This is a genomic window from Sporosarcina sp. P20a, from assembly GCF_002743175.1.
Classification (GTDB): Bacteria; Bacillota; Bacilli; order Bacillales_A; family Planococcaceae; genus Sporosarcina.
This window is the reverse complement of record NZ_PDYT01000031.1, coordinates 1-22,831: the sequence shown is the minus strand read 5'-3', so window position 1 is coordinate 22,831 and position 22,831 is coordinate 1. Positions and strand designations below refer to the sequence as shown.

Genomic DNA, 22,831 nt, shown 5'->3' with positions numbered 1-22,831 from the left:
AGTCGAGCAACGACCACAACCAAAAGTGAAAATGACCCGCAGCCGCCTAGTCTTTCCGCCAACCGCGTTTCCAGGTTGGGTAAGGTTCGAAATTTATCCTACTTAGAACCACAACCAAAGTAAATCCCACTCAGCAGCGCAGGCACAACTGCGGGGTAGGCCGTGGCCGGGAGACAACTGGCAGCAACACCGCCAGCTGGCTCCTGGCTGGAGGCAATCCCCCACGTGCCTGTGCGGGTCCAGAAAGCAGACACTTACTAACTTCAGTACCCAACCACCACTCGAGCAACGTCCCAACAAAGAGTCACAAAGACCCGCAGCCACATATTCTCTTCGCCAACCGCGTTCCCAGGTTGGGTACTGTGCGCTATTACTTATTTTGTTATCCAGCTTAGTACCCCTCTACCCCGGTAAACACACCAGAAATGCAACGCCCACCACCTCCTCTTTAGGTATTTCCTCACAACGTCTTGAATTTGTAACTATTTATTCAGTTTATACACTGTTCAAAACTACTATTACTACGTATAATTTAGGTAATCTACTAAAGGAGCTGGAGCTGACCTTGAAGCCTAATTCGAAATTAGCATCAAAGATTTTAGTCGTAGCCCTCTTTGTCACGGCGATCGCTGCAGGTGTCACTTGGAACTATTTACAATCCACTGGAGGAAAAGAAGTTTCCTTTGCCCAGATGGAAAAACTGATTGCTGACCAATCAGGTGCTAGTGTCTTATTAAACGAAACGGCCAAAGGAAAATTATCGATCACTATAGATCACACAACATACAGCACGATGGTGCGTCCACAAAGTACGTTAGTGGATGACTTGGTACAGAAATATAATGTGTCTTATCAATATAAAGCAGCAAGTTCGGCGGGTGGTTGGATTTTTGGTGGGCTTATATTGGTAGCTCTATTGACACTTTTCATTCTTCACAAAAAAGGTAAACTCAATATTGGTGCGTCAGCTATGAAACATCAAGCATCAAAAGCGACTCCGCTCCCTGACATTACAATGGAAGATATCGGCGGAATCCCGGATGAAATGAAAGATGAAATACTCCAGACATTAGAAGTATTCAAAAATCCTGAAGTAGCGAAAGAAATGGGCATTGCATTGCCACAAGGTATTTTACTGCATGGACCTCCAGGAACTGGTAAAACATTATTAGCCCAGGCTATCGCAAAAGAAATAGGAGCTACTTTTTATTCTTCTAGCGGTGCGGCTTTTACAGAGTTATTTGTAGGCGTTGGTGCCTCACGCATTCGTACACTTTTTGAAAACGCCCGCAAGCAACGCCCTGCAGTTATCTTTATAGATGAAGTAGACGCATTGGCTGGAAAAAGAAAAGAACATGGTGGAGAAGAATCTGAAAAGACGTTAACCGAATTGCTAGTTCAACTTGATGGTGGAAATGATAATGATGGTGTTTTATTCATCGCGGCAACAAATCGAAAAGATATGCTGGATGATGCATTCTTGCGTCCGGGACGTATCGACTTTACTTTTAACGTTCAATTGCCAGATACAAAAGGACGTCGTGAAATTATCGACATCCATACAAATGGCAAAACATTGGCACCTAATGTAGCAGCGTCTCTCGATACACTTGCAGACAGTACTACCGGATTTTCTGGTGCAGAAATTAGCAGTTTGTTCGAAACAGCTAGCCGCCGCGCCATGCGCGAAGGTCGGAAACTAATCGAGAAGCATGATTTGGATTTTGCAATTGACCGGACAATTCTTGGAAATACAGCGCGCACGTTAAGCGACCAAGAAACGAAGCGCCGTGTAGCCATTCACGAATCCGGGCACGCCATCATCGCCGCTCTTACAAAGCCAGGTTCTGTGAGAAAAGCGACGATCATCCCACGGGGTCAAGCACTTGGTTATGTAGCCCCTATTCAGAAGGAATTACATTTATCTACAGCCAGCGAATTGCTTGATCAAGTCAGTATGATCCTAGCGGGTGGTATTGCAGAGCGTCTTTATTTGGGTGAGCACAGTATTGGGGTTGGAGGCGACGTGGAACAGGCCAAAGATATTCTTGAGCGTATGGTGAACACTGGATTGTTTCAGGAAGGATTTTCTTTGATCTTCAATAAAGCTGAAAGAGAAGAAAAAATGCAAATGCTGTTTAATCAAGCCGCCAAAAAGACGGAAACACTCATTAAAGAACACGCGTATCAGTTTGAAGAGTTGGTCAATGCACTATATAAAGAAGAAACGCTTGAAGGTGACGAAGTACAACGCATCGTCGAGTTACCGACTCCTAAAGATGCGGTAGTGTTTATCTGATAGCAAAACAGCGATCATCAATAGGATGATCGCTGTTTCTTTTTGTTTTGCGTCGGTTATCGGCGCTTCTCTATCTTCATCGGCCAACCATCTTTGATCCGCAATGAAATTAACGGTTCCGGAACGGGCGGATTTGGTCGAACATTATGGAATAAAAACTTCTTATACAGCACTGACAAGATGAGTGTCGCTTCGAGCATCGCAAATCGCGAACCGATGCAACTGCGTGAGCCGCCACCGAATGGAAAATAACTAAATGGCGCATACTTATTACCTGCCGCAAACCGTTCTGGGTCAAATGCACTCGGATCGGGGAATACTTCTTCATTTCGGTGAACCGCATACGGACAAATCATAAACGTACTTCCCTTTTTGAAAGATCTTCCGAACATCTCAACAGCTTCGTCAAGTTCACGATAAATTAGCCAGGCAGGAGGATAAAGACGCAAGCCTTCTTCAATAATTTGCTGTGTGTACGGTAATTCTCGCATCCAATTAAATGGGTTACCTACCAAGTCGGCTGTATTTAGTTCTTCTAACAGACGCTTCTCCACTTCAGGATGCCCTGCAATTTCAGCAAATAACCAACCTAATAAGTTTGCTGTTGTTTCATGCCCGGCTAACAACATCGTCATCATCTGATCGCGTACTTCTTTGTCAGACAATCTGTTTCCCGCCTCATCTGTCACCGCCATCATCATGCCAAGCAACGAATCTTCGAACCATTCAGGATGCTCTTTCGCAGCCACTAACACTTCGTCAATCATGGCTTCTAATGTCTGTATTGCTTCTCTATGTTTTAAGTTGGCTTTAGTTGGAACAGAAGCCGGGATCATTACAGGACTGAATAAAATTTTGACACTTTGCTCTATCGTTTTCGTGACAGCATCCGCTAGCTCTTTCTCTTCTGACGAGACATCTGTCGAAAACATCGTTCGTGTAATGATCGACAATGTCAACCGCATCATAACAGTATGTATATCTAGTTCCTCTTCATGCTCAAGACGTTCGACTAGCTTCTCGGTTTCATCTACGATGGCATAGGCATAGCGCTCCAGTACATCTTTATAAAACGCCGGCTGAATATATTTCTTCTGCGTCGCATGTCGCTCTCCTTCTGTCGTCAGCAGACCTTCCCCCACTGTTCTTCGCAACACAGTCGTTGTCCGTCCTTTAATAAATGATTGGTCTTGACGAATCAAGATTTCACGAATAGCATCGGGACTGTTGACCACAAACGTCGGAGTAATACCCGTCTTCAATGAAATCACATCACCAAGCGGCTGTACTCGCGTAAAAAAAGCAATCGGGTCACGCACGAATTCCAAATAGTTTTGTAAACGTGGAGTCGCAATATCTTGTACAATAACCATGAACTCTCCTCCAAAGGGATCATAATGTATTACTTCCCTATCTCCTGTATGTTTGAATTGATTCTGGATATGCTAGTAAAAAGGAGGTGGGTCAATTGGCAAAAGACGTATTATGTGAAGTAACGAACTGTCATTTTTGGGAATCAGGTAATCAGTGTGGAGCAGATGAAATCAAAGTGATCTCACGAAAAGGAAGAAAAGCAAAAGACTCAGCCGAAACAGATTGTGGTACGTTCATTCCAAAAGGATGATCCACCGAGCAGCAGCCAGGCTTTTATGCTTGGCTGCTTTTTAATTGTAAAGCTAAACGCCTATGTATCGCTTCCCAGTTCTAGGTATCATTTCAACTTGAACGTAGCAGTACAATGAGCAACTAATTCATCTTTCTCGTTGAAGAGTGTTCCTTCAACCAGAGCCGTAGAGCGTGTTCTATTAATAACGGCAGCTTTTGAATAAACAGCTTCCTGAACGACCGGCTTTAGAAATTGTGTTGTCATTTGTATCGTCATGACATCATTTGCACCCATCGAACGACAAAGCATTCCCATCGTCGTATCGAGAACGGACATATACATACCGCCGTGAATAGTTCCGCGTACATTATCATAGTGTTGACGATAAGGTAAATATAATTCCACCTGACCCGCTTCTAATTTTTGGGTTTGCAGACCTGCAAACTTCCAGAAAGGACTTGTCTCGAAATCTTGTCGAACTTGTTCCAAGTATTCCACTGTCGTATCGTTCATATCATTACCTCCAGAAAATGTAGTAATTGTTCTATATACCATATCGTAAAGACGTACTGACGACAATTCAAAGCATTGTACCTTACACTTTAAAATACATGTTTTCTAATTCTTTTCAATAAAAAGTATATATTTTTTATTCTTTTTCCTTTATAATGAGATTAATTTCATAAGTTTTTTAATTTAGGAAGAGTACCTGTGAGCATTATGCCAATCCAATCACCTGTTATGTAATGGAATAGAGATCCTCTCTATTGTTATATCAACAAGCGAAACAGAGTAAAGGTCCCTCTCCAATCTGTCATGTTTGTATTATTTCATGTGGATTGGAGAGGGACTTTTTTATGTGAACATAATTTATAAACACTTTATATAGAAAGGACGGATGTTTCGGTTGGAAAATAAGCTGAAGCTCTACGGCTTTAACAACCTCACCAAAACTCTTAGCTTCAACATTTACGATGTAAGCTATGCAAAAAGTAGAAGAGAGCAAAGTGAGTATATCGCCTATATAGATGAGCAATACAATTCAGAACGTTTGACGAAAATTCTCTACGATGTCACCGAAATGATTGGTGCACATGTTTTGAATGTCAGTAAACAAGATTACGACCCTCAAGGTGCTAGTGTAACGTTAATGATTTCAGAGGAAAAATTCCCTGCATCACAAATTGATCCTTCTTGTAATCAAGGCGCGATCCCCATCTTGCCAGATAAGGATTCCGTCGTCAGTCATCTAGACAAAAGCCACGTGACTGTCCATACGTACCCCGAGTATCATCCCGATAACTCCATTGCAACGTTTCGTGTAGATATAGACGTATCGACGTGTGGAGAAATTTCTCCATTGAACGCGCTTGACTACCTCATCGGAAGTTTTGATTCGGATATCATTACCGCAGATTATCGCGTACGTGGATTTACACGATCAGTAGACGGCAAAAAACTATTTATGGATCATGCAATCACATCAATCCAAGACTTCATTGATGAGAAAACATTGCAGAAGTATGATGCCATCGATATAAATGTTTACCAAGCGAATATCTTCCATACAAAATTACTTATTAAAGAAATCGATTTGCAAGATTACCTATTTAACAAAGATGTTTCAGAATTACCGCCAAAAGAACGCCTTCAAATCTCTCATAATCTTCGCAAAGAGATGATTGAAATCTACAGCGGTTCCAACGTCTATGAAAATGAGTGAGGAGAGACCATTGAAATTATCACAACATCGCGTTCCAATTATGGAAGCATTGCAGCAATATCAAGAAGCACGTGTCGTTCCTTTTGATGTTCCCGGACATAAACACGGTCGAGGCAATAAGGAACTTGCTGATTTTCTCGGGGAAACTTGCTTGCATCATGACGTGAATTCCATGAAACCTCTTGATAATTTATGTCACCCCGTTTCTGTTATTCGTGAGGCTGAAGAGTTGGCAGCAGACGCTTTTGGCGCGAAGTACGCCTTCTTGCTTGTAAATGGGACAACTTCTGCTGTACAAGCTATGGTCATGACCGCTTGTAAAGTAGGTGAGAAAATCATCATGCCGCGTAATGTTCATCGCAGCGCAATTAATGCCTTGATCTTGAGCGGCGCTATTCCTATCTATGTGAATCCTGGAGTGCAAGAAGAGCTTGGCATTCCACTTGGTATGGCTGTGGCTGAAGTAAAGAAGGCAATCGTGGATCACCCTGATGCCAAAGCGATTCTCATTAATAATCCAACTTATTATGGTATCTGCTCCAATCTGCAAGCCATTACTGATCTAGCACACGCACACGGTATGCTCGTATTAGTGGATGAAGCACATGGCACACATTTTTATTTCAATGATAAATTGCCTCCTTCCGCTATGTCCGTCGGCGCCGATATGGCTTCTATCAGTATGCATAAATCAGGTGGATCTTTAACGCAAAGTTCATTTTTATTGATCAATAATGAAGTAAGTGAAGGCTATACGCGACAGATTATTAACCTCACGCAGACAACGAGTGGTTCATATTTATTGATGTCGTCATTGGATATTTCACGTAAAAATCTTGCGCTACATGGTCAAGAAATCTTCGATAAAGTGATCAGGATGGCACAGTATACGCGTGATGAAGTCAATAAAATTGGCGGCTACTATGCTTATTCTAAAGAGTTGATCAATGGAGATACCATCTATGATTTCGATGAATCTAAATTATCTATCCATACGCGAAAAATAGGTCTGGCTGGCATTGAAGTCTATGATATTCTGCGCGACGAATACGATATTCAAATCGAGTTCGGAGACGTGGCAAATATCCTAGCTTATATTTCTGTCGGTGACCGGACACTTGATCTGGAACGTTTGGTAGCAGCTTTAGCAGAAATCAATAGGCGTTATAAAAAAGACCCAAGTTCATTATTCGACCATGAGTATATCAATCCAGAAATTGTCCAGTCACCTCAACAAGCCTTTTATGCGGAGAAAGAATTACTTCCGTTGACTGAATCTTCAGGTCGCGTAGCAAGTGAATTTGTCATGTGCTATCCTCCAGGCATTCCGATTGTGGCACCAGGAGAACGCATTACCGATGAGATCATCGACTATATCGACTACTGCAAGGACAAAGGTTGTTTCCTCACAGGTACCGAAGATTCAAATGTTGATTATATTAACGTAGTGAAGGAGGACGTCTGATGAATCTATGGTTTACCGAAGACCATTCACCCCATACCCGCTTTTCCTTTCGCGTTGAAGAACATTTATATACCGCGACAAGTGAATTCCAGAAAATTGATGTCTTCCAATCGACTGAGTTCGGTAAGATTTTGACACTTGACGGATATGTCATGGTGACGGAGAAAGACGAATTCATTTATCACGATATGATTGTTCATGTGCCGATGGCTACCAATCCGTCCATACAGAAAGTGTTAGTTATTGGTGCAGGTGATGGTGGCACCGTGCGCGAATTAACGCGTTATCCATCGATCAAACAAATCGATATGGTGGAAATTGATGAGCAAGTTGTTAAAGTATGTCAGAACTTTTTACCACAAACGGCAGCAAAACTAACGGATCCGCGCGTCACGCTATATTTTGAGGACGGCCTGAAATTCGTCCGTCAACAAGAGAACGCCTATGACTTGATTATTGTCGATTCCACCGATCCATTCGGGCCGGGTGAAGGTCTCTTCACGAAAGAGTTTTATGGCAATTGCTATAAAGCTTTGAATGAACAAGGCATTCTTGTGAATCAGCATGAAAGTCCTTTCTACGCTGAAGACGCACGTGGTATGCAGCGAGCACATAAAAGTATCATGGGGTTCTTCCCCGTTTCTAAAGTCTATCAAGCGCATATTCCAACCTATCCTTCAGGGCATTGGCTGTTCGGATTTGCTTCCAAGAAATATGACCCCATAGAAGATTTGGATGCTGATGCATGGAACGCAATTGGTTTACAAACAAAATATTACAATACCAAACTTCATGTCGGCTCGTTCGCCTTGCCGAATTATGTTAAGGAGTTACTGATTCATGCTAAATAAAAATATAGAAACATTTTTAGGTTTCGAAGCAGATTACGAGGATTCTTCATTCGTAATTTTCGGTGCCCCCTTTGATTCCACAACATCTTTCCGTCCTGGTACGCGATTCGCCAGTAAAGTGATGCGTAGCGAATCATTCGGTCTCGAAACATACAGTCCTTATCAGGAAGCTGATTTAACGGATTACTCATTATTCGACGGCGGTGATTTGGAATTAAGTTTTGGTAATACGGAGCGTGCTCTCGAGCAAATTGAAGAGTTCACTTCACTCGTCTTGGAGGATGGAAAAATCCCTTGCATGATTGGTGGCGAACATTTAGTGACATTAGGCGCTGTGCGCGCTGTTGCGAAAATGCACCCTGATTTACATGTCATCCAATTCGATGCACATACAGACTTGCGCGAAGAGTATTTAGATCAACGTCTGTCTCACGCTACAGTTATCCGCAGAATCTGGGATTTGCTTGGTGATAATAAAATATTCCAATACGGCATTCGTTCCGGTGATCGTCCAGAATTCGAATGGGCGGCAAAACAGCATGTCTATATGAATAAATTTAATTTTGATGGTCTTGAAGATACAGTTGAAAAACTACAAGGTAAACCCGTCTATTTGACGATTGATCTGGACGTATTGGATCCTTCCGTACTCCCTGGAACCGGTACACCGGAAGCGGGCGGCGTGAGCTTTGTTGAATTGCTAAAAGCGATTTTGACAGTCAGCGGTTTGAATATCGTTGCTTGTGATATCAACGAGTTGGCTCCTATCTACGACCAAAGCGGTGCATCAACTGCCGTTGCTTGTAAAGTGTTACGTGAATTAACGATTGCTATAAATAAAAATAACTAATTTGGTGGTGTCTTTAATGGGAAAAGCATTAATTATTGGAGCTGGCGGCGTAGCTAGTGTTGTCGTGCATAAGTGTTGTGAGGTACCAGATGTATTTGAAGAAATCTGTATCGCAAGTCGTACGAAATCAAAATGTGATGCATTGAAAGAAAAGCTGGATGGTGGACAGACGAAAATCCAAACAGCACAAGTAGATGCAGACAACGTGCCTGAGCTCGTCGCGTTAATCAATGAATTCAAACCGGATATCGTCATTAATGTCGCATTGCCTTATCAGGATTTGACGATTATGGATGCCTGCCTTGAAACAAAAGTGGATTATCTAGATACCGCCAACTACGAGCCGCTTGATACAGCGAAATTCGAATATAAATGGCAGTGGGCTTATAAAGAGAAATTTGAGGAAGCAGGTATTACCGCATTGCTTGGGAGCGGTTTCGATCCTGGTGTAACCGGTGTGTTCTCCGCCTACGCATTGAAGCATTACTTCGATGAAATCCATACGATTGATATTGTCGATGCCAACGCAGGTGATCACGGCTATCCATTCGCAACTAACTTTAATCCAGAAATCAACATCCGTGAAATCACAGCAAACGGACGCTATTATGAAAACGGAGAATTCGTCGAAACAGAACCTCTCGAAGTAAAACGCGTCTATGATTTACCTGAAATCGGACCAAAAGATGTCTACTTGCTATACCATGAGGAACTTGAATCATTGGCGAAAAATATTACCGGTGTAAATAAAATTCGTTTCTGGATGACGTTCTCCGAAAAGTATTTGACGCATTTGCGTGTACTTGAAAATGTAGGTATGACGTCTATTGAACCAATCGATTACGAAGGTCAGCAAATCGTACCACTACAATTCTTAAAAGCTATACTACCTGACCCTGCTTCTCTCGGACCACGTACGAAAGGAAAAACGAATATCGGTTGTATCTATCAAGGTACGAAAAACGGCGAACCAAAAACGTATTATGTTTATAATATTTGTGATCATCAAGAGTGCTATCGTGAAGTGGGATCACAAGCTATTTCCTATACAACAGGAGTACCAGCTATGATCGGTGCCATGATGATGTTAACAGGCAAGTGGAAAAAGCCAGGTGTCTTCAATATTGAAGAATTCGATCCAGATCCATTCATGGAAGCGTTGAATAAGTATGGTTTACCTTGGCACGAAGATTTTAATCCAACTTTGATAGACTGAGGTGAATACTATGAACTTCGATGTACAAGCAGTCCCATCACCTAGTTATGTCGTGGATGAAAAACTGCTGATTGCTAACTTAGAAAAAATGAAATCCGTTATCGATCAAACAGGATGCAAGATCTTACTTGCGCAAAAAGGGTTTTCAATGTTTGAAGTCTATCCATTAATCGGACAGTATTTACATGGCGTTACTTCAAGTGGTCTATTTGAAGCGCGTCTTGGCAATGAAGAGATGGGGAAAGAAGTACACACGTATGCCCCTGCTTTCCACGAAGACGAGTTTGAGGAAATCCTTCGTTACTCTGATCACTTAGTATTCAATTCATTTGCGCAGTGGAAGCAATTCAAAGATCGGGTTCAGAAGCAGGAGAAGCTCATTGAATGCGGAATCCGGATCAATCCTGAGTACTCGGAGATTGATGTGGACATGTACAACCCTTGCTTCACCTATTCACGATTCGGTGTTACGTTGGAAAACTTTGAACCCGATGAACTTAATGGAATTAGTGGCCTGCACTTCCACACGATGTGCGAGCAAAACTCCGATATATTGTGGCGGACAATTCAAATCATCGATGAAGAGTTCGGTCCTTATTTACAGAAGATGAAATGGATCAACTTCGGTGGCGGTCATCATATCACTCGTCCTGATTACGACCTCGAGACATTGATTCGTTGCATTCGTTTCATGCAAGATAAATATAATCTCGACGTTTATCTAGAGCCGGGTGAAGCCGTCGCCCTCAACACAGGTTTCCTCGTGGCGACAGTACTTGATACGATGCATAATGGCATGGACATTGCTATTCTCGATACATCGGCTTCCTGCCATATGCCAGACGTTCTGGAGATGCCTTATCGACCAGAGATTATCGATGCTGGTGCGGCAAATGAAAAAGCCCATACTTATCGATTAGGCGGCCCAACTTGTTTGGCTGGTGATGTAATTGGTGATTATTCTTTCGATCAGCCGTTGAAGCCGGGTGACCGACTTGTATTTTGTGATATGGCGCATTATTCCATGGTGAAGAACAATACGTTTAACGGGGTTAATCTTCCGTCCATCGTTCTTCATACGCTGGATAATGAGATCAATGTCATAAAACAATTTGGTTATGAGGATTTTAGGCAGCGTTTGTCTTAGGATATGTGAGTGGGAATGTGAGGGAACGTTGATCTGCGTTCAAAGCGGACGCGTTCGGGAGGGCCCGCGGTGAACCAACTAGTCGCGGGTGCTCCTTTAGTTGTTTCACCTGATCAGGCTGATCCTCCCCGAGTCGCCGCCTTCCACTCCGATCAACTAGTGTCATTTTTAATTTTAGTGTGTGATTTCAAAAACTTACGTAAACGCTAATCTTGAATAATAGCTTTAATAAAGAAAAAACGATTCGCATTTATAAGCGAATCGTTTTTTCTGTCTATATGTCTTTAGTTCAACACCTTATGTGAATATATTGAACTTCACTCCATATTTCCAGAAGGTAACACCAGTTGATCGAAGTGCAAGGTGGCGACTCCCGATGGACCTGCTCGAAAAGAGAGACAACCAAAAGGCAGCTTGCGACCTGGCTGGCTCACCGAAAGCCCATGGGAAAGCGTCCACCTGGAACGCAGATCAACGTTGCTCCCCCCTACTCCATTCTTAAACATTGTAATTACTACTCACAGTAAGAAGAATCCAATACCCATAATTAGATAGGCTGAGAACAGCACAAGCCCTTCAAACCAGTTTGACTCCCCATCATTACATATATTTACAACTAGTAATGTGGCGGTAATCATTGCAATCAACTCTGGCCAAGTGAATACAAGTGGCATTGCGGTAGGCATCATTAACGAAATCAGTACAAGCACCGGTGTTACAAACATGGCAATCTGCAATGTAGAACCGATTGCAATCTCTACCGATACATCCATTTTATTTTTCATTGCCAATGTAATGGCGGAAGAATGCTCTGCTGCGTTTCCAACGATTGCCACGATGATGACACCGATAAACAACTCAGACCAACCAAACTTTTCACCTAATGTACCAAATGTATGCACGAGCTTTTCAGAAACAAATGCAACTGCTACTGTTGCAACTAATAGTACCACTATGGACTTCTTCTTTGTCCACTCTGGCACTTCATCTGTCTCATGATTTTCGGACCCGAATACACCTCGGTGTGTAAATAACTTAAATACCAGACCTGCCAAGTAAATCAGTATGAGTATGATCGAAATACCGATACTCAGATTCAGTCCAGTTCTAGTATCCATCGTCATCGAGAAGACTTCCGGAATCACAAATGCCACGACAATCGCAAATATCAATAATGCTGAATTAAATCGAGCATCAAAAATATTGAAATTCTGTCTTTTATGCTTCAGACCACCTGCGAAAAATGACAGCCCTAGAACTAATAATAAGTTCCCTAAGACTGAACCTGTCAACGAAGCCAGTACGATTGCAATCAATCCGGCTTTCAACGTAAATATCGAAATAATAAGTTCTACCGCATTACCGAATGTTGCATTTAATAAACCACCGATTCGTGGTCCACTGACAATGGCTAAACTCTCTGTTGCTCTTCCAATGAATCCGGCTAGTGCAATAATACTGTAACAACATAGCGCAAACATCCATAAATCTGACCAATTCAAGAAGGACGCTATAAATACTAGAGGTACGCCTGTGAACGCCATAACAGTAAATACTTTATTCATTGTCTCCACCTCGCTTCATAAGCAATTTGTTATAGTCTTTCCCTTATTCATGCGTGAATAAACTAGTTACAAAATGGTTGATCATCAAAATGAAGATCAACCAAATAACTTGTATGTTAATTACTGCTTATTTGTATTCAAAAAAGTATAGAGGAGAGTCTGTAAATAAGACTATCCTCTATACTCATCTGGATTATATCAGTCATAAAAAAACAACTTAACTTTTCATTTTCGGATCCAATGCATCACGTAACCCGTCACCCATCAAGTTGAAGCCTAATACCGTCAACATAATGGCAAGCCCTGGGAAAATCATTGTCCATGGGGCATTCTGCAAATAATCTTTAGAGTCAGCTAACATCTTCCCCCACTCTGGATAAGGAGCTTCAGCACCTAATCCTAGGAATCCAAGTGCTGCCGCTTCTAAGATAGCTGTAGCAATCGCCAATGTACCTTGTACGATAACAGGCGCCATGGAGTTAGGTAAAATATGCGAAAACAGGATCCTGAAGTCCTTCATCCCAATTGCCTTTGCCGCTGTAATATATTCATCCTCTTTTATACTCAACACTTTAGATCGTATCAATCGTCCGAAGTTCGGTACGTTAATGATTGCAATAGCAATTAACGCGTTACGTAAACTTGGCCCCAATACCGATACAATCGCAATCGCCAATAAAATGGAAGGGAATGCGAGCATAATATCGAATATCCTAGAAATTATCGTATCAATCCAGCGCCCGTAATAACCAGCAATAATACCAAGGAAACTCCCCACAACAATCGAACCAACTACCGAGAAGAATCCAACTGATAACGAAATACGCGCACCGTGGATAATGCGTGAGAAAATATCACGGCCGAAGTCATCCGTTCCAAACCAGTATTCCGAAGAAGGAGGTTGCAGTCGATCCGTCATTAATTGTTCGTTGATGCCTTCTTTAGTGACAAGAGGACCGAAGAGCGCAAGTAGGATAAAGAATATTACAATGACCGCGCCTACGACCGCTACTTTACTTTTGCGAAAACCTACCCAAGCTTCCCGCCAAGGTCCTGTTGTTTTTTCTAATTTTGCTTCTGCTACTCCGTCTACCTTAGGCGTAAATTCTGACATGAACTGTTCCTCCTTCCTCAATCATACTTAATCCTCGGATCGATCAGTCCATATAGTAAATCGACGATCAGATTAATCATGACAAAGATAAATGCCACGATGAGAATGCCTGATTGAATAACAGGATAATCTCTAAAGTTGATCGCATCATAGATATAGCGTCCAATTCCAGGCCAAGCGAAGATCGTTTCCGTCAGAATAGCTCCACCAAGGAGTAGACCAATTTGCAAACCGATCACTGTCAAAACAGGAATGATTGCATTTTTTAACGCATGCTTATACACTACCCAAAACATTTTCTGACCCTTTGCTCGTGCTGTTCGAATATAGTCGGAACGCATCACTTCTAGCATGCTCGAGCGCGTCATCCGGGCAATAATTGCCATCGGAATCGTTGCTAGCGCTAGCCCTGGTAAGATCAAATGTTTAATGACTACCCATAATTGATCAAACCTGCCTTGGATGAGCGTATCAATTATGTATAAATTGGTTATGGCGGATACAGGATCACGAACATTTTCACGTCCAGTTGTCGGCAACCATTGCAACTCAATCGCAAATGCCCACTGTCCCATTAACCCCAACCAGAAAATAGGCATGGAGACACCGACCAGTGCCAATACCATCGCTGAATAATCAAACCATGAGTTCTGGAACCAAGCAGAAATAATCCCTGCATTAATCCCTACAACGACCGCGATAATCATCGCAAATAATGCCAATTCCAATGTAGCTGCTAAATACGGCCAAACTTCATCCGCCACAGGAAGTCGCGTACGCATGGATTCGCCTAAATCCCCTTTTAAAATACCACCAAGATAACTGAAGTATTGTGTATACCATGGTTGATCAAGACCTAGCTTGATCGTCAAGGCTTCCACCGCTTCTTTTGTTGCTTGTTGCCCTAAAATTACTTGTGCTGGATTACCAGGAATTGCACGAATCAACATAAAAACTAGAAATGTCATACCAAGCAGGACAGGAATTAGCTGTAATAGCCTCTTAATCGTATAGTTGAACAACTCTTTCACCCCTCCGGCTCTTATCATATATTAATCAAAGAAAGGGAGAATACTAGCTTCTCCCTCTTCCTCCATCATGTAATTTACCTATTACTTATTTGAATTCTACATTCGACAATAAATCAGAACCTGTAGGATGTGGAACGAAACCAGTTAGTTCTTTCTTTCCGCCTAACAATGGAATGGAGTGTGCAAGTGGTACCCAAGGAGCTTCTTCGTGAAGAATTTCCTGAGCTTGCTTATACAACTCTATACGCTTGTCCTCGTCTACTTCTGTTTGTGCTTCAAGGAATAACTTATGTGTTTCGTCGTTCTTAAAGTACGTGTAGTTATTACTTCCGATATTGTCTTCATCTAACAATACATATAGGAAGTTGTCTGCGTCTCCGTTATCCCCAGTCCAACCAAGCATGAAAGCATCTGCTTCCCCTTTGCTTGCCTTGTCTAGGTAAGTCGCCCACTCATACGAAACGATTTTTGCTTTAATACCTACATCAGCCAAGTTGCTCTGAATCGCTTCTGCTACTTTTGTGCCGTCTGGCATGTATGGACGTGGAACTGGCATAGCCCATAGCTCCATTTCGAATCCATCTTCAAGACCTGCTTCTTTCAATAGTTCTTTCGCTTTTTCAGGATCATATGCATAATCTTCTACATCATCGTTATAACCTGAAATAGATGACGGCATAGCATTTTTCGCTACCTCTGCGCGTCCTTCAAAGAATGAATCAACGATTGATTGTTTATCGATAGCATAGTTCATCGCTTGACGAACTTCTTTTTTATCAAATGGCTCACGCGTTACTGTTAGTCCAAGGTACCCTACGTTCATAGAAGGACGCTCGAACAACTGCAATGCATCATTGTCTTCAATCTTTAATCCATCGGCTGGATTGATTCCATCTGCTAAATCAATTTCACCAGATAGTAATGCGTTCAGACGAGCAGAGTTATCCGGAATCGCTTGGAAAATAATGCGATCCAATTTTGGTAACCCCTCTTGCCAGTATTCTTCGTTCTTTTCAATTGTAATTGTTTCATTTGGCTTCCACTCTACAAACTTGAATGGACCTGTTCCTACTGGATTACGCTCATACTCATCATCGCCCTTTTCAAAGGCTTCAGGACTTGAAATAGCGAACATACTCATCGCAAGATTTTTCAAGAATGGTGCTTGTGGACGTTTCAAAGTAATAATCACTGTGGATTCTCCATCTGCTTTAACAGACTCAATTACGTGATCTTCATCGTCTTTAAACCCACCGAACATAGAGTTATAGTATGGGAATGTATCTGAATCTCCATTAGCCCAACGCTCAAAGTTCTTTACGACTGCTTCAGCATTAAAATCAGTGCCATCATGGAATTTCACGCCTTCTTCCAATTGGAATGTATACGTCAATCCATCTTCACTTGTGTCATATTCTTTAGCAAGTCCCGGCTGAACCGTAGTATCCTGCTCCCCAAAGTTTAATAATGTTTCGAATAAATTCACCGTTACCTTAAATGTTTCCCCTTCTGTTACACGGGATGGGTCAAGAGATGTTGAATCTCCACCTCGTCCAAATACTAACGTTTTGTTCTCACTGCCGCCTTTATCAGCAGCGTCTTTGTCCTTGTAGCCACTGCCTTCTTTATCATCGCCGCCTGAACACGCTGCCAAAGCAGTCGATAAGACAAGAAGCATGATCAACGCGAACGACCACAGTTTCCCTTTTCTCATACAGATCCCTCCAATTGTTTTTTTCTTTCTATATCATCGTTGCCTTCCGCAGTATAAAGATGGCAAGCAACAGAATGACCAGTTTTCTCCTCTGCTAATACAGGAGTTATTTTCGTACACACATCCATTTTGAAAGGACAGCGGGTGTGGAATGCACAACCGCTTGGTGGATTCGCTGGACTTGGCATATCCCCTTCAATAATGATTTGTTCCTTTTTATAACTCGGATCTGGTACAGGTACCGCAGACAATAACGCCTGTGTGTAAGGATGGAGGGGGTTTGCATAAAGCTCTTCACTCTCTGTAATCTCCACAATTTTCCCCAAGTACATGACTGCCACACGATCACTGATATGGCGTACAACTCCCAGGTCATGTGCAATGAAGATATAGGTCAAGTTGAATTCCTTTTGTAAATCCTGCATTAAGTTCAATACTTGCGCTTGAATGGATACGTCAAGCGCAGACACCGGCTCATCTGCAATAATTAACTTGGGATTCGTCATCAATGCACGGGCTATACCAATACGCTGACGCTGTCCCCCACTGAATTGGTGAGGATAACGTTTTGCGTGGTATTCACTCAAACCGACAATCTTTAAAAACTCTACTACTTTTTTGCGGCGATCCTTTGCACTACCACCACCATGAACAATCAATGGTTCTTCTAAAATCTTGCCAATTGTATGACGAGGATTCAATGAAGCATAAGGATCTTGGAAGACCATTTGAATGTCTCGACGAACCGCTCGAATTTCATTAGCAGAGAGCTTAGTCAAATCTTTCCCCTGGAATTCCACGACACCCTCTGTAGGTTCTAGCAATTGCATAATCGTCCGTCCCGTTGTCGATTTTCCGCAACCACTTTCTCCTACGATTCCAAGTGTCTCTCCTTCATTTACATGAAATGACACATTATCGATTGCTTTGACATGACCCACTGTTTTACCAATCAGCCCTTTGCGAATCGGAAAGTATTTTTTCAGCCCTTCAACTCTTAACAGTGGTTTGTTCATTTGCATTTGTCACTCCTTCTTGTTCGTCATATAAGAAGCATCTCGTTTGATGATTTTCGGAGTTCCGGTACAATTCTGGTGTTTCTATCCAACATCTAGAGAAAGCGCTTTCACATCTTGCTGCGAATCTACATCCTTTATCAATGGATCCTGGTTTTGGCACATTACCTGGAATCGAATATAGACGATCTTTTTTATCACGCATATCCGGTACTGACTGGATCAATCCCCGTGTATAAGGGTGACAAGGATTTTTAAATATTTCTTCAGTTGGTGCTTCTTCAATGACTTGTCCTGCATACATAACGACAACGCGTTCACAAGTTTCAGCCACTACTCCTAAGTCATGTGTAATGAGTAATATCGCTGTATTCATGCGTTCATTTAAATCTCGCATCAATTTGAGGATTTGAGCTTGAATCGTTACATCAAGTGCTGTTGTCGGTTCATCCGCAATGAGTACTTTGGGATCACATACAAGCGCCATAGCAATCATGACACGCTGCCGCATACCACCGGATAACTGGTGGGGATATTCTTTCATAATTTCTTCAGAGCGAGGTAATCCGACTAGTTTCAACATTTCTATTGCCCGTTCCTTAATTTGCTTTTTCGACCACTTTTTCTGGTGAAGAGAAATAGCTTCAGACATCTGATTACCTATTGTGAAAAGCGGATTTAACGACGTCATGGGCTCTTGAAAAATCATCGCGACGTCATTCCCACGAATCTCTCTCATTTCCTTTTCCGTTTTCTTTAGGAGATCTTGACCTTCAAAAAGGATTTCTCCTCCAGTAATTTTCCCTGGCGGACTTGGCACTAACTGCATGATAGATAAAGAAGTAACACTCTTTCCGCAGCCTGACTCTCCTACAATCCCCAAGACTTCTCCTTCTCTCACATAAAAGTCTACATGATCTACTGCTGGAATTTCTCCTGAATCCGTGAAAAAGGTCGTTTGCAAATCGTTCACTTCAAGTAATTTCTTTCTCTCGTTCATTTGCTCACCTTTTTCTATTTTTCTGAAATAACTCATTAATCATAATTATACTTTTATTCTGATTAAACGCAAGATGCTTTTTTGATAAAGTAATATATTAAGAGAATTTTGTTAAAAACAAAAGAAGTGCAATAGGTAATGTTCTACCTACGCACTTCTTAAATGAATTCAAAATAGCGGAATGTTATATTTATTCTTCTAGCTGTATAATTATTTCAACTGCCAAATTGACTTTCCTTCCACAAAATCTGGAACTTGTAAACCTAATAACTCATATACACTGGGTGCAATATCTGTCATCGTAATTCTATTGCTCATTTCGCCAGGTGGAATCATAGGGCCGAATGCATATAAAATCGGCCGTAATGTTGATCGCTCAGGGTTTCCACCATGACTCCCCAATTCCTGCGTTGGTTCAACAGCAATTTTCGCGTCTTTGCCCATTAAAAATCCGGGAGCCGCAGATAAAAATACGTCTCCGCTATTATTACTATTAAATGAAGCATATCCCTTCTCATCATCCGTCCAAATAGTCTCGTATGGATACACTTCAGACTGTTTCTCGCTAGATAAGACAGATAAACTCGGATACGTATAGATCTTATCGAGCTTTTCATTTTTATTAGTAAGCCAACGTAAAATAGGATGAGCTACTTTTTTTGGATCTTGGGAAAGAGCAGTAAATACTGTCTTATTAGTAAATGTTGACACAATTTCCTTCTTTACTTGTTCATATTCCTCTTCTTTTACGATTCCTTTTTCTTCTCTCCCCTTCAAATTCACATAAACATGAGCAATCGTTCCACTCGCTTCTGCATATGCTTTCGTTTTAGACGTAACTATATTTCCTATTTCATCTTTTACAAGTAGTCCTGCCTTTTCCAGTTCCTTATTCGGTGAAAGTCTTGAATGAATTGGTTCCAATCCATGATCTGAAACAATCAATAAGTGATCATCAGCATTCAGATTATTTTTAATACGACCAATTGCCCGATCTGCTTGGCTAAATGCCCAGTTCACATATTCTTCTTTTTCCAACACATTCGCTAATTGATATCCAGGTTGAGCAGGTTCTCTCAATAGGAACTCATGCAGTTCATTATCTACTACAGAATAATAGTAGAACAGCAGGTCGGGCTGATAGTTCTCTTTAATATAAAAACTGACATCCGTCACCCAATTTGAGAATCGTTCACCCACCTGTTCATATTCTTCCCTTGTAATATCTCCATTTTTAAACGCCTCTATTTCATCAGCTGCTGGATAAAATCCGAATTCTGATTGAATTTTATCTGTAAATTGACCAGGTCCTCTATATAACCCGCCCATCACAGTCCCTTGAAATAACTGAAGTTCTTCTTTGTTCTCAGGATTTCCCTTTAACTTCATATAAAACCCTGCACTATCAAAATCATGTAAGTTCAGCGCGACAGCAATCCAATCATTGGGTGATACTTCTTCTCCCATATCTTTTCTATCCATAGAAATATAATATTTCAATTCTTTATCATCTGTTCGCAAAATATATAATTGTTTAGCAGGTGATTTTTTTATATCCAATGAAATAACAGCCTCTTCTACTTTTATTGACCCTGCATTTATTTGTTCGACGCGTTCATCATCTACTTCTGAAAACTTCAAGTTATGAAGTTTTGAATTTGCCAAAGTCCCACCCGAATAAACAGCGTAAGTGGCGGCAGATGCGTTATCAGGATTCGAGTCAGGAAAGGAGACGGTTGCTGTGACCTTCCCTTGATTTCTCGCCTCTTTCCATATAGGTGTAACGCCTAACGTCTGTGAAAATCCACTTTGGTCATCTTTCACTTTTCCTCCTAATGAATGGAACTGATTACTAACAATTCCTGTTTTTGAAGGTCCAGTACCAGTAGACATTGCTGCATGTGAAGGTGCAGTCAAAGATGGTGTAACGGTAACGAAATCTGTAGCATACGCTCCCTGTTGCTGAATTTTTTCTAAATTCGACATAATTCCTTTGCCTATGTAACGCTGTGCATCCTCATATCCCAATCCGTCAAACGACACGACACTAATGGTGCCTGTTGTCTCGGCAGCTTTACTAGTAGAAGGGTGAGTAGTGATGGTCATACTACATAAAATAATAATGAAAACATTTATAGGCTTTAACATATTGACATCCCTCGCTTTATAGAACTATTCCCTTGATGAAAACAGGGTAAACTTGCTAACTAAAAAGTCGGGATCTATCTTTTATTCACTACGACTTCAAGGCAAATCATTCAAGATCCCTCATAGTCCTTTAGTTTTATTTATTGCTCATTTTCCATAAAACCCTTGCGTTTTTTCCATTTCTTTATTAATGTTGCCTTGAGGAAACATTATTTCCTTAGGGAAACTTTTAAAGTTTCTCATCGTTTCTTTGGAGGTGAAAATTTGAAGCCATTTGTTCTTCCTGATTTGCCTTATGCAGTAGACGGTCTTGAACCGTATATCGATGCACGGACATTGGAAATCCACCATGGCAAACATCATCAGACGTACGTCAATAACTTGAATGCGGCACTGGATAATCATGAAGAGTTACAATCTCAATCTCTTGAAACCATATTGACTGATCTCAGTCAGGTACCTGAGGAGATTCGCACTGCCGTCCAAAATAACGGCGGTGGACATTACTGTCATAGCTTATTCTGGGAATCCATGACGCCAAAAAGTAAAGGGGAACCATCCGCAGACATTAAGAGGGAAATCGAAAAGTATTTTAATACATTCGATAATTTCCAAGATGTCTTGTCAAAAGCGGCAATCAGTCGCTTTGGTAGTGGTTACGGCTGGTTAGTGCTTACTGACGGCGAGTTAGAAGTCATGAGCACGCCAAACCAGGATACACCATTGAAAGATGGAAAAACCCCATTACTAGTCATTGATGTATGGGAACACGCTTATTATTTGTCATACCAGAACCGCCGCCCCGAATTTGTACAAAATTGGTGGCACACTGTGGACTGGGACATTGTGAATGAGCGTTTCATCCAAGCTGCTAAAACAGCAGCAACTTAATTTTTTCTCTTTTCCTTATCTCCAGTTTTACCCTACATTCCAAAATTAGGGCTGCCGATCCGCGGAAACGGATCAGGCAGCCCGCCTTTTATTTTCTTTAAAAAATCTCCCGCCACGTGTATACTGTGCGGGAGATTTTCACGAATTTAAGTTTGCGACACTAACTTTTCTACTGGATTACCTTCGAGCCAAGCTAAGCTTTTGTCAAACAGTTCATCTTCAAATGAATACCCCGAAAATGTATGATCTGCTTTGTCGATATACTGTTCAAACACTTGCACAGTATCTACGCGTTTATTGAGTGAATTAGCGTATCGCACGGCATGTTCTTTCGGAATTTGCTCGTCTTCCTTTGCATGAATGATATGCACTGGCCCTGTAAATGAGCGAACCGCTTTAAGAGGCTGATGCTTTTTCAAATCTTTCAGGAACGTTTGACTGATCATAAACCCGTGGTAATCATGACTGCCTTGTCTAGCAATTTCATGAACCGCTTTCGGTCCAAGAATCCCAGTAATATCTTCGTAAGGCTTACCTACTGGCGACCAGAGAATTAATTGTTTAATTCTCTGGTCGCTTGCCGCTGTGAGCGATGCAACAGCTCCACCAAGACTGTGCCCAACTAGTGTAATTCGGTGTTGATCTATCCCTCTTATTGAGCTTAGATAATCGACCACATCCTGCACTTCCTTCAATTGGTTCGTTACTGTTACACCAGTATAATCTCCATCACTTTCACCACAACCGCTAAAATCAAAGCGGAATACCCCATATCCACGCTCCGTAAAATAACGTGCAGCTTTAACAAACAGACGGTGTTCCCCTACTTTACTGCCTACAAACCCATGAACAAATATAAGTAATGGTATTGCTTCTTTGCTATATTCAGGCAGATGCAGTGCACCGGATAAATTATGTTCCCCAGAACGAATCGTGATTATTTTTTGCATTTCTTCCACACTCCTGTCAAAATATATTATTCCAACATGTTTAATAGGTATTATACAATTTAGATGGATTTAAGTCAAATCAATCCATCAGCAACTCATATTCTTATATATTGTAGATTATCATATTAAGTCGAACGGTAGATAAATAAAAATAGCTCAATCGGGTACACATTAGTTAACGCCAATCAACTAATAAAGGAGTGCTCCCGATGAGCTATACACACATTTTACCACGGGAACGTATT

General features: G+C 41.5%; 20 protein-coding genes. 10 read left to right on the top strand and 10 right to left on the bottom strand.

Translation table 11 applies throughout. The features are described from left to right. The first annotated feature begins 565 nt into the window (after positions 1-565). The gene (locus CSV72_RS15625) at positions 566-2,299 is read left to right on the top strand and encodes an AAA family ATPase (RefSeq protein ID WP_099679124.1); all 1,734 of its coding nucleotides are present in this window, start codon (positions 566-568) and stop codon (positions 2,297-2,299) included. A 56-nt stretch (positions 2,300-2,355) separates the two neighbouring features. On the opposite strand, the gene CSV72_RS15620 is transcribed toward CSV72_RS15625, so the two are convergent. Then, positions 2,356-3,672, bottom strand: coding sequence for a cytochrome P450 (locus CSV72_RS15620; RefSeq protein WP_099679123.1), 1,317 nt, complete (start codon positions 3,670-3,672; stop codon positions 2,356-2,358). Positions 3,673-3,767: 95 nt separating this feature from the next. Here CSV72_RS15620 and CSV72_RS15615 point away from each other — a divergent pair, with 95 nt between their 5' ends. After that, the gene (locus CSV72_RS15615) at positions 3,768-3,923 is read left to right on the top strand and encodes a DUF1540 domain-containing protein (protein WP_099634743.1); all 156 of its coding nucleotides are present in this window, start codon (positions 3,768-3,770) and stop codon (positions 3,921-3,923) included. A gap of 87 nt (positions 3,924-4,010) precedes the next feature. Here CSV72_RS15615 and CSV72_RS15610 read toward each other — a convergent pair whose 3' ends face one another. Further along, positions 4,011-4,418: a PaaI family thioesterase gene (locus CSV72_RS15610; protein WP_099679122.1), complete on the bottom strand. Its 408-nt coding sequence runs from the start codon at positions 4,416-4,418 to the stop codon at positions 4,011-4,013. 385 nt (positions 4,419-4,803) lie between these two features. Between CSV72_RS15610 and speD the strand changes: the two genes are divergently transcribed. The 7 genes from speD to CSV72_RS16815 all read left to right on the top strand — a co-directional run bounded on the left by speD (position 4,804) and on the right by CSV72_RS16815 (position 11,367). Further along, positions 4,804-5,628 carry an adenosylmethionine decarboxylase gene (gene speD / locus CSV72_RS15605; RefSeq protein ID WP_099679121.1) on the top strand — a complete coding sequence of 275 codons (825 nt, stop codon included), beginning with the start codon at positions 4,804-4,806 and terminating at the stop codon, positions 5,626-5,628. Further along, entirely contained in the window at positions 5,615-7,093 is a 1,479-nt protein-coding gene (locus CSV72_RS15600) for an aminotransferase class I/II-fold pyridoxal phosphate-dependent enzyme (RefSeq protein ID WP_099679120.1), read from the top strand. Before speD ends, CSV72_RS15600 begins: the two co-directional genes overlap by 14 nt. Then, positions 7,093-7,944, top strand: a complete 852-nt coding sequence (gene speE, locus CSV72_RS15595) for a polyamine aminopropyltransferase (RefSeq protein WP_099679119.1) — start codon at positions 7,093-7,095, stop codon at positions 7,942-7,944. The genes CSV72_RS15600 and speE overlap by 1 nt, the downstream gene beginning before the upstream one ends. Beyond that, on the top strand, positions 7,934-8,794 hold the full coding sequence (speB, locus tag CSV72_RS15590; RefSeq protein WP_099679118.1) for an agmatinase: 861 nt from the start codon (positions 7,934-7,936) through the stop codon (positions 8,792-8,794). The genes speE and speB overlap by 11 nt, the downstream gene beginning before the upstream one ends. A 16-nt stretch (positions 8,795-8,810) precedes the next feature. Then, positions 8,811-10,010, top strand: coding sequence for a saccharopine dehydrogenase family protein (locus tag CSV72_RS15585; RefSeq protein ID WP_099679117.1), 1,200 nt, complete (start codon positions 8,811-8,813; stop codon positions 10,008-10,010). A gap of 10 nt (positions 10,011-10,020) precedes the next feature. After that, positions 10,021-11,157, top strand: a complete 1,137-nt coding sequence (gene nspC, locus CSV72_RS15580) for a carboxynorspermidine decarboxylase (RefSeq protein ID WP_099679116.1) — start codon at positions 10,021-10,023, stop codon at positions 11,155-11,157. A 69-nt stretch (positions 11,158-11,226) separates the two neighbouring features. Further along, the gene (locus CSV72_RS16815) at positions 11,227-11,367 is read left to right on the top strand and encodes a hypothetical protein (protein WP_158232246.1); all 141 of its coding nucleotides are present in this window, start codon (positions 11,227-11,229) and stop codon (positions 11,365-11,367) included. A 308-nt stretch (positions 11,368-11,675) separates the two neighbouring features. Here the strand turns inward: CSV72_RS16815 and cax are convergent, their stop codons facing one another. The 7 genes from cax to CSV72_RS15545 form a co-directional block, all read right to left on the bottom strand. Next, on the bottom strand, positions 11,676-12,722 hold the full coding sequence (gene cax, locus CSV72_RS15575; protein WP_099679115.1) for a calcium/proton exchanger: 1,047 nt from the start codon (positions 12,720-12,722) through the stop codon (positions 11,676-11,678). Between the two features lie 217 nt (positions 12,723-12,939). After that, a complete protein-coding gene (gene nikC / locus CSV72_RS15570) occupies positions 12,940-13,836 on the bottom strand; it encodes a nickel transporter permease (RefSeq protein WP_099634752.1) in 897 nt (298 codons plus the stop codon). 17 nt (positions 13,837-13,853) lie between these two features. After that, on the bottom strand, positions 13,854-14,885 hold the full coding sequence (locus CSV72_RS15565) for an ABC transporter permease (protein ID WP_369802936.1): 1,032 nt from the start codon (positions 14,883-14,885) through the stop codon (positions 13,854-13,856). Positions 14,886-14,952: 67 nt separating this feature from the next. Further along, positions 14,953-16,581: an ABC transporter substrate-binding protein gene (locus CSV72_RS15560; RefSeq protein WP_099679114.1), complete on the bottom strand. Its 1,629-nt coding sequence runs from the start codon at positions 16,579-16,581 to the stop codon at positions 14,953-14,955. After that, on the bottom strand, positions 16,578-17,597 hold the full coding sequence (locus CSV72_RS15555; RefSeq protein WP_099679125.1) for an ABC transporter ATP-binding protein: 1,020 nt from the start codon (positions 17,595-17,597) through the stop codon (positions 16,578-16,580). The genes CSV72_RS15560 and CSV72_RS15555 overlap by 4 nt, the downstream gene beginning before the upstream one ends. Further along, positions 17,572-18,597, bottom strand: coding sequence for an ABC transporter ATP-binding protein (locus CSV72_RS15550; protein WP_099679113.1), 1,026 nt, complete (start codon positions 18,595-18,597; stop codon positions 17,572-17,574). Before CSV72_RS15550 ends, CSV72_RS15555 begins: the two co-directional genes overlap by 26 nt. A gap of 210 nt (positions 18,598-18,807) precedes the next feature. After that, positions 18,808-20,745, bottom strand: a complete 1,938-nt coding sequence (locus tag CSV72_RS15545; RefSeq protein ID WP_099679112.1) for an alkaline phosphatase family protein — start codon at positions 20,743-20,745, stop codon at positions 18,808-18,810. Between the two features lie 264 nt (positions 20,746-21,009). Here CSV72_RS15545 and CSV72_RS15540 point away from each other — a divergent pair, with 264 nt between their 5' ends. Continuing rightward, the gene (locus tag CSV72_RS15540; RefSeq protein WP_099679111.1) at positions 21,010-21,636 is read left to right on the top strand and encodes a superoxide dismutase; all 627 of its coding nucleotides are present in this window, start codon (positions 21,010-21,012) and stop codon (positions 21,634-21,636) included. A gap of 146 nt (positions 21,637-21,782) precedes the next feature. Here the strand turns inward: CSV72_RS15540 and CSV72_RS15535 are convergent, their stop codons facing one another. Further along, a complete protein-coding gene (locus CSV72_RS15535) occupies positions 21,783-22,586 on the bottom strand; it encodes an alpha/beta hydrolase (protein WP_099679110.1) in 804 nt (267 codons plus the stop codon). Positions 22,587-22,831 lie beyond the last annotated feature (245 nt).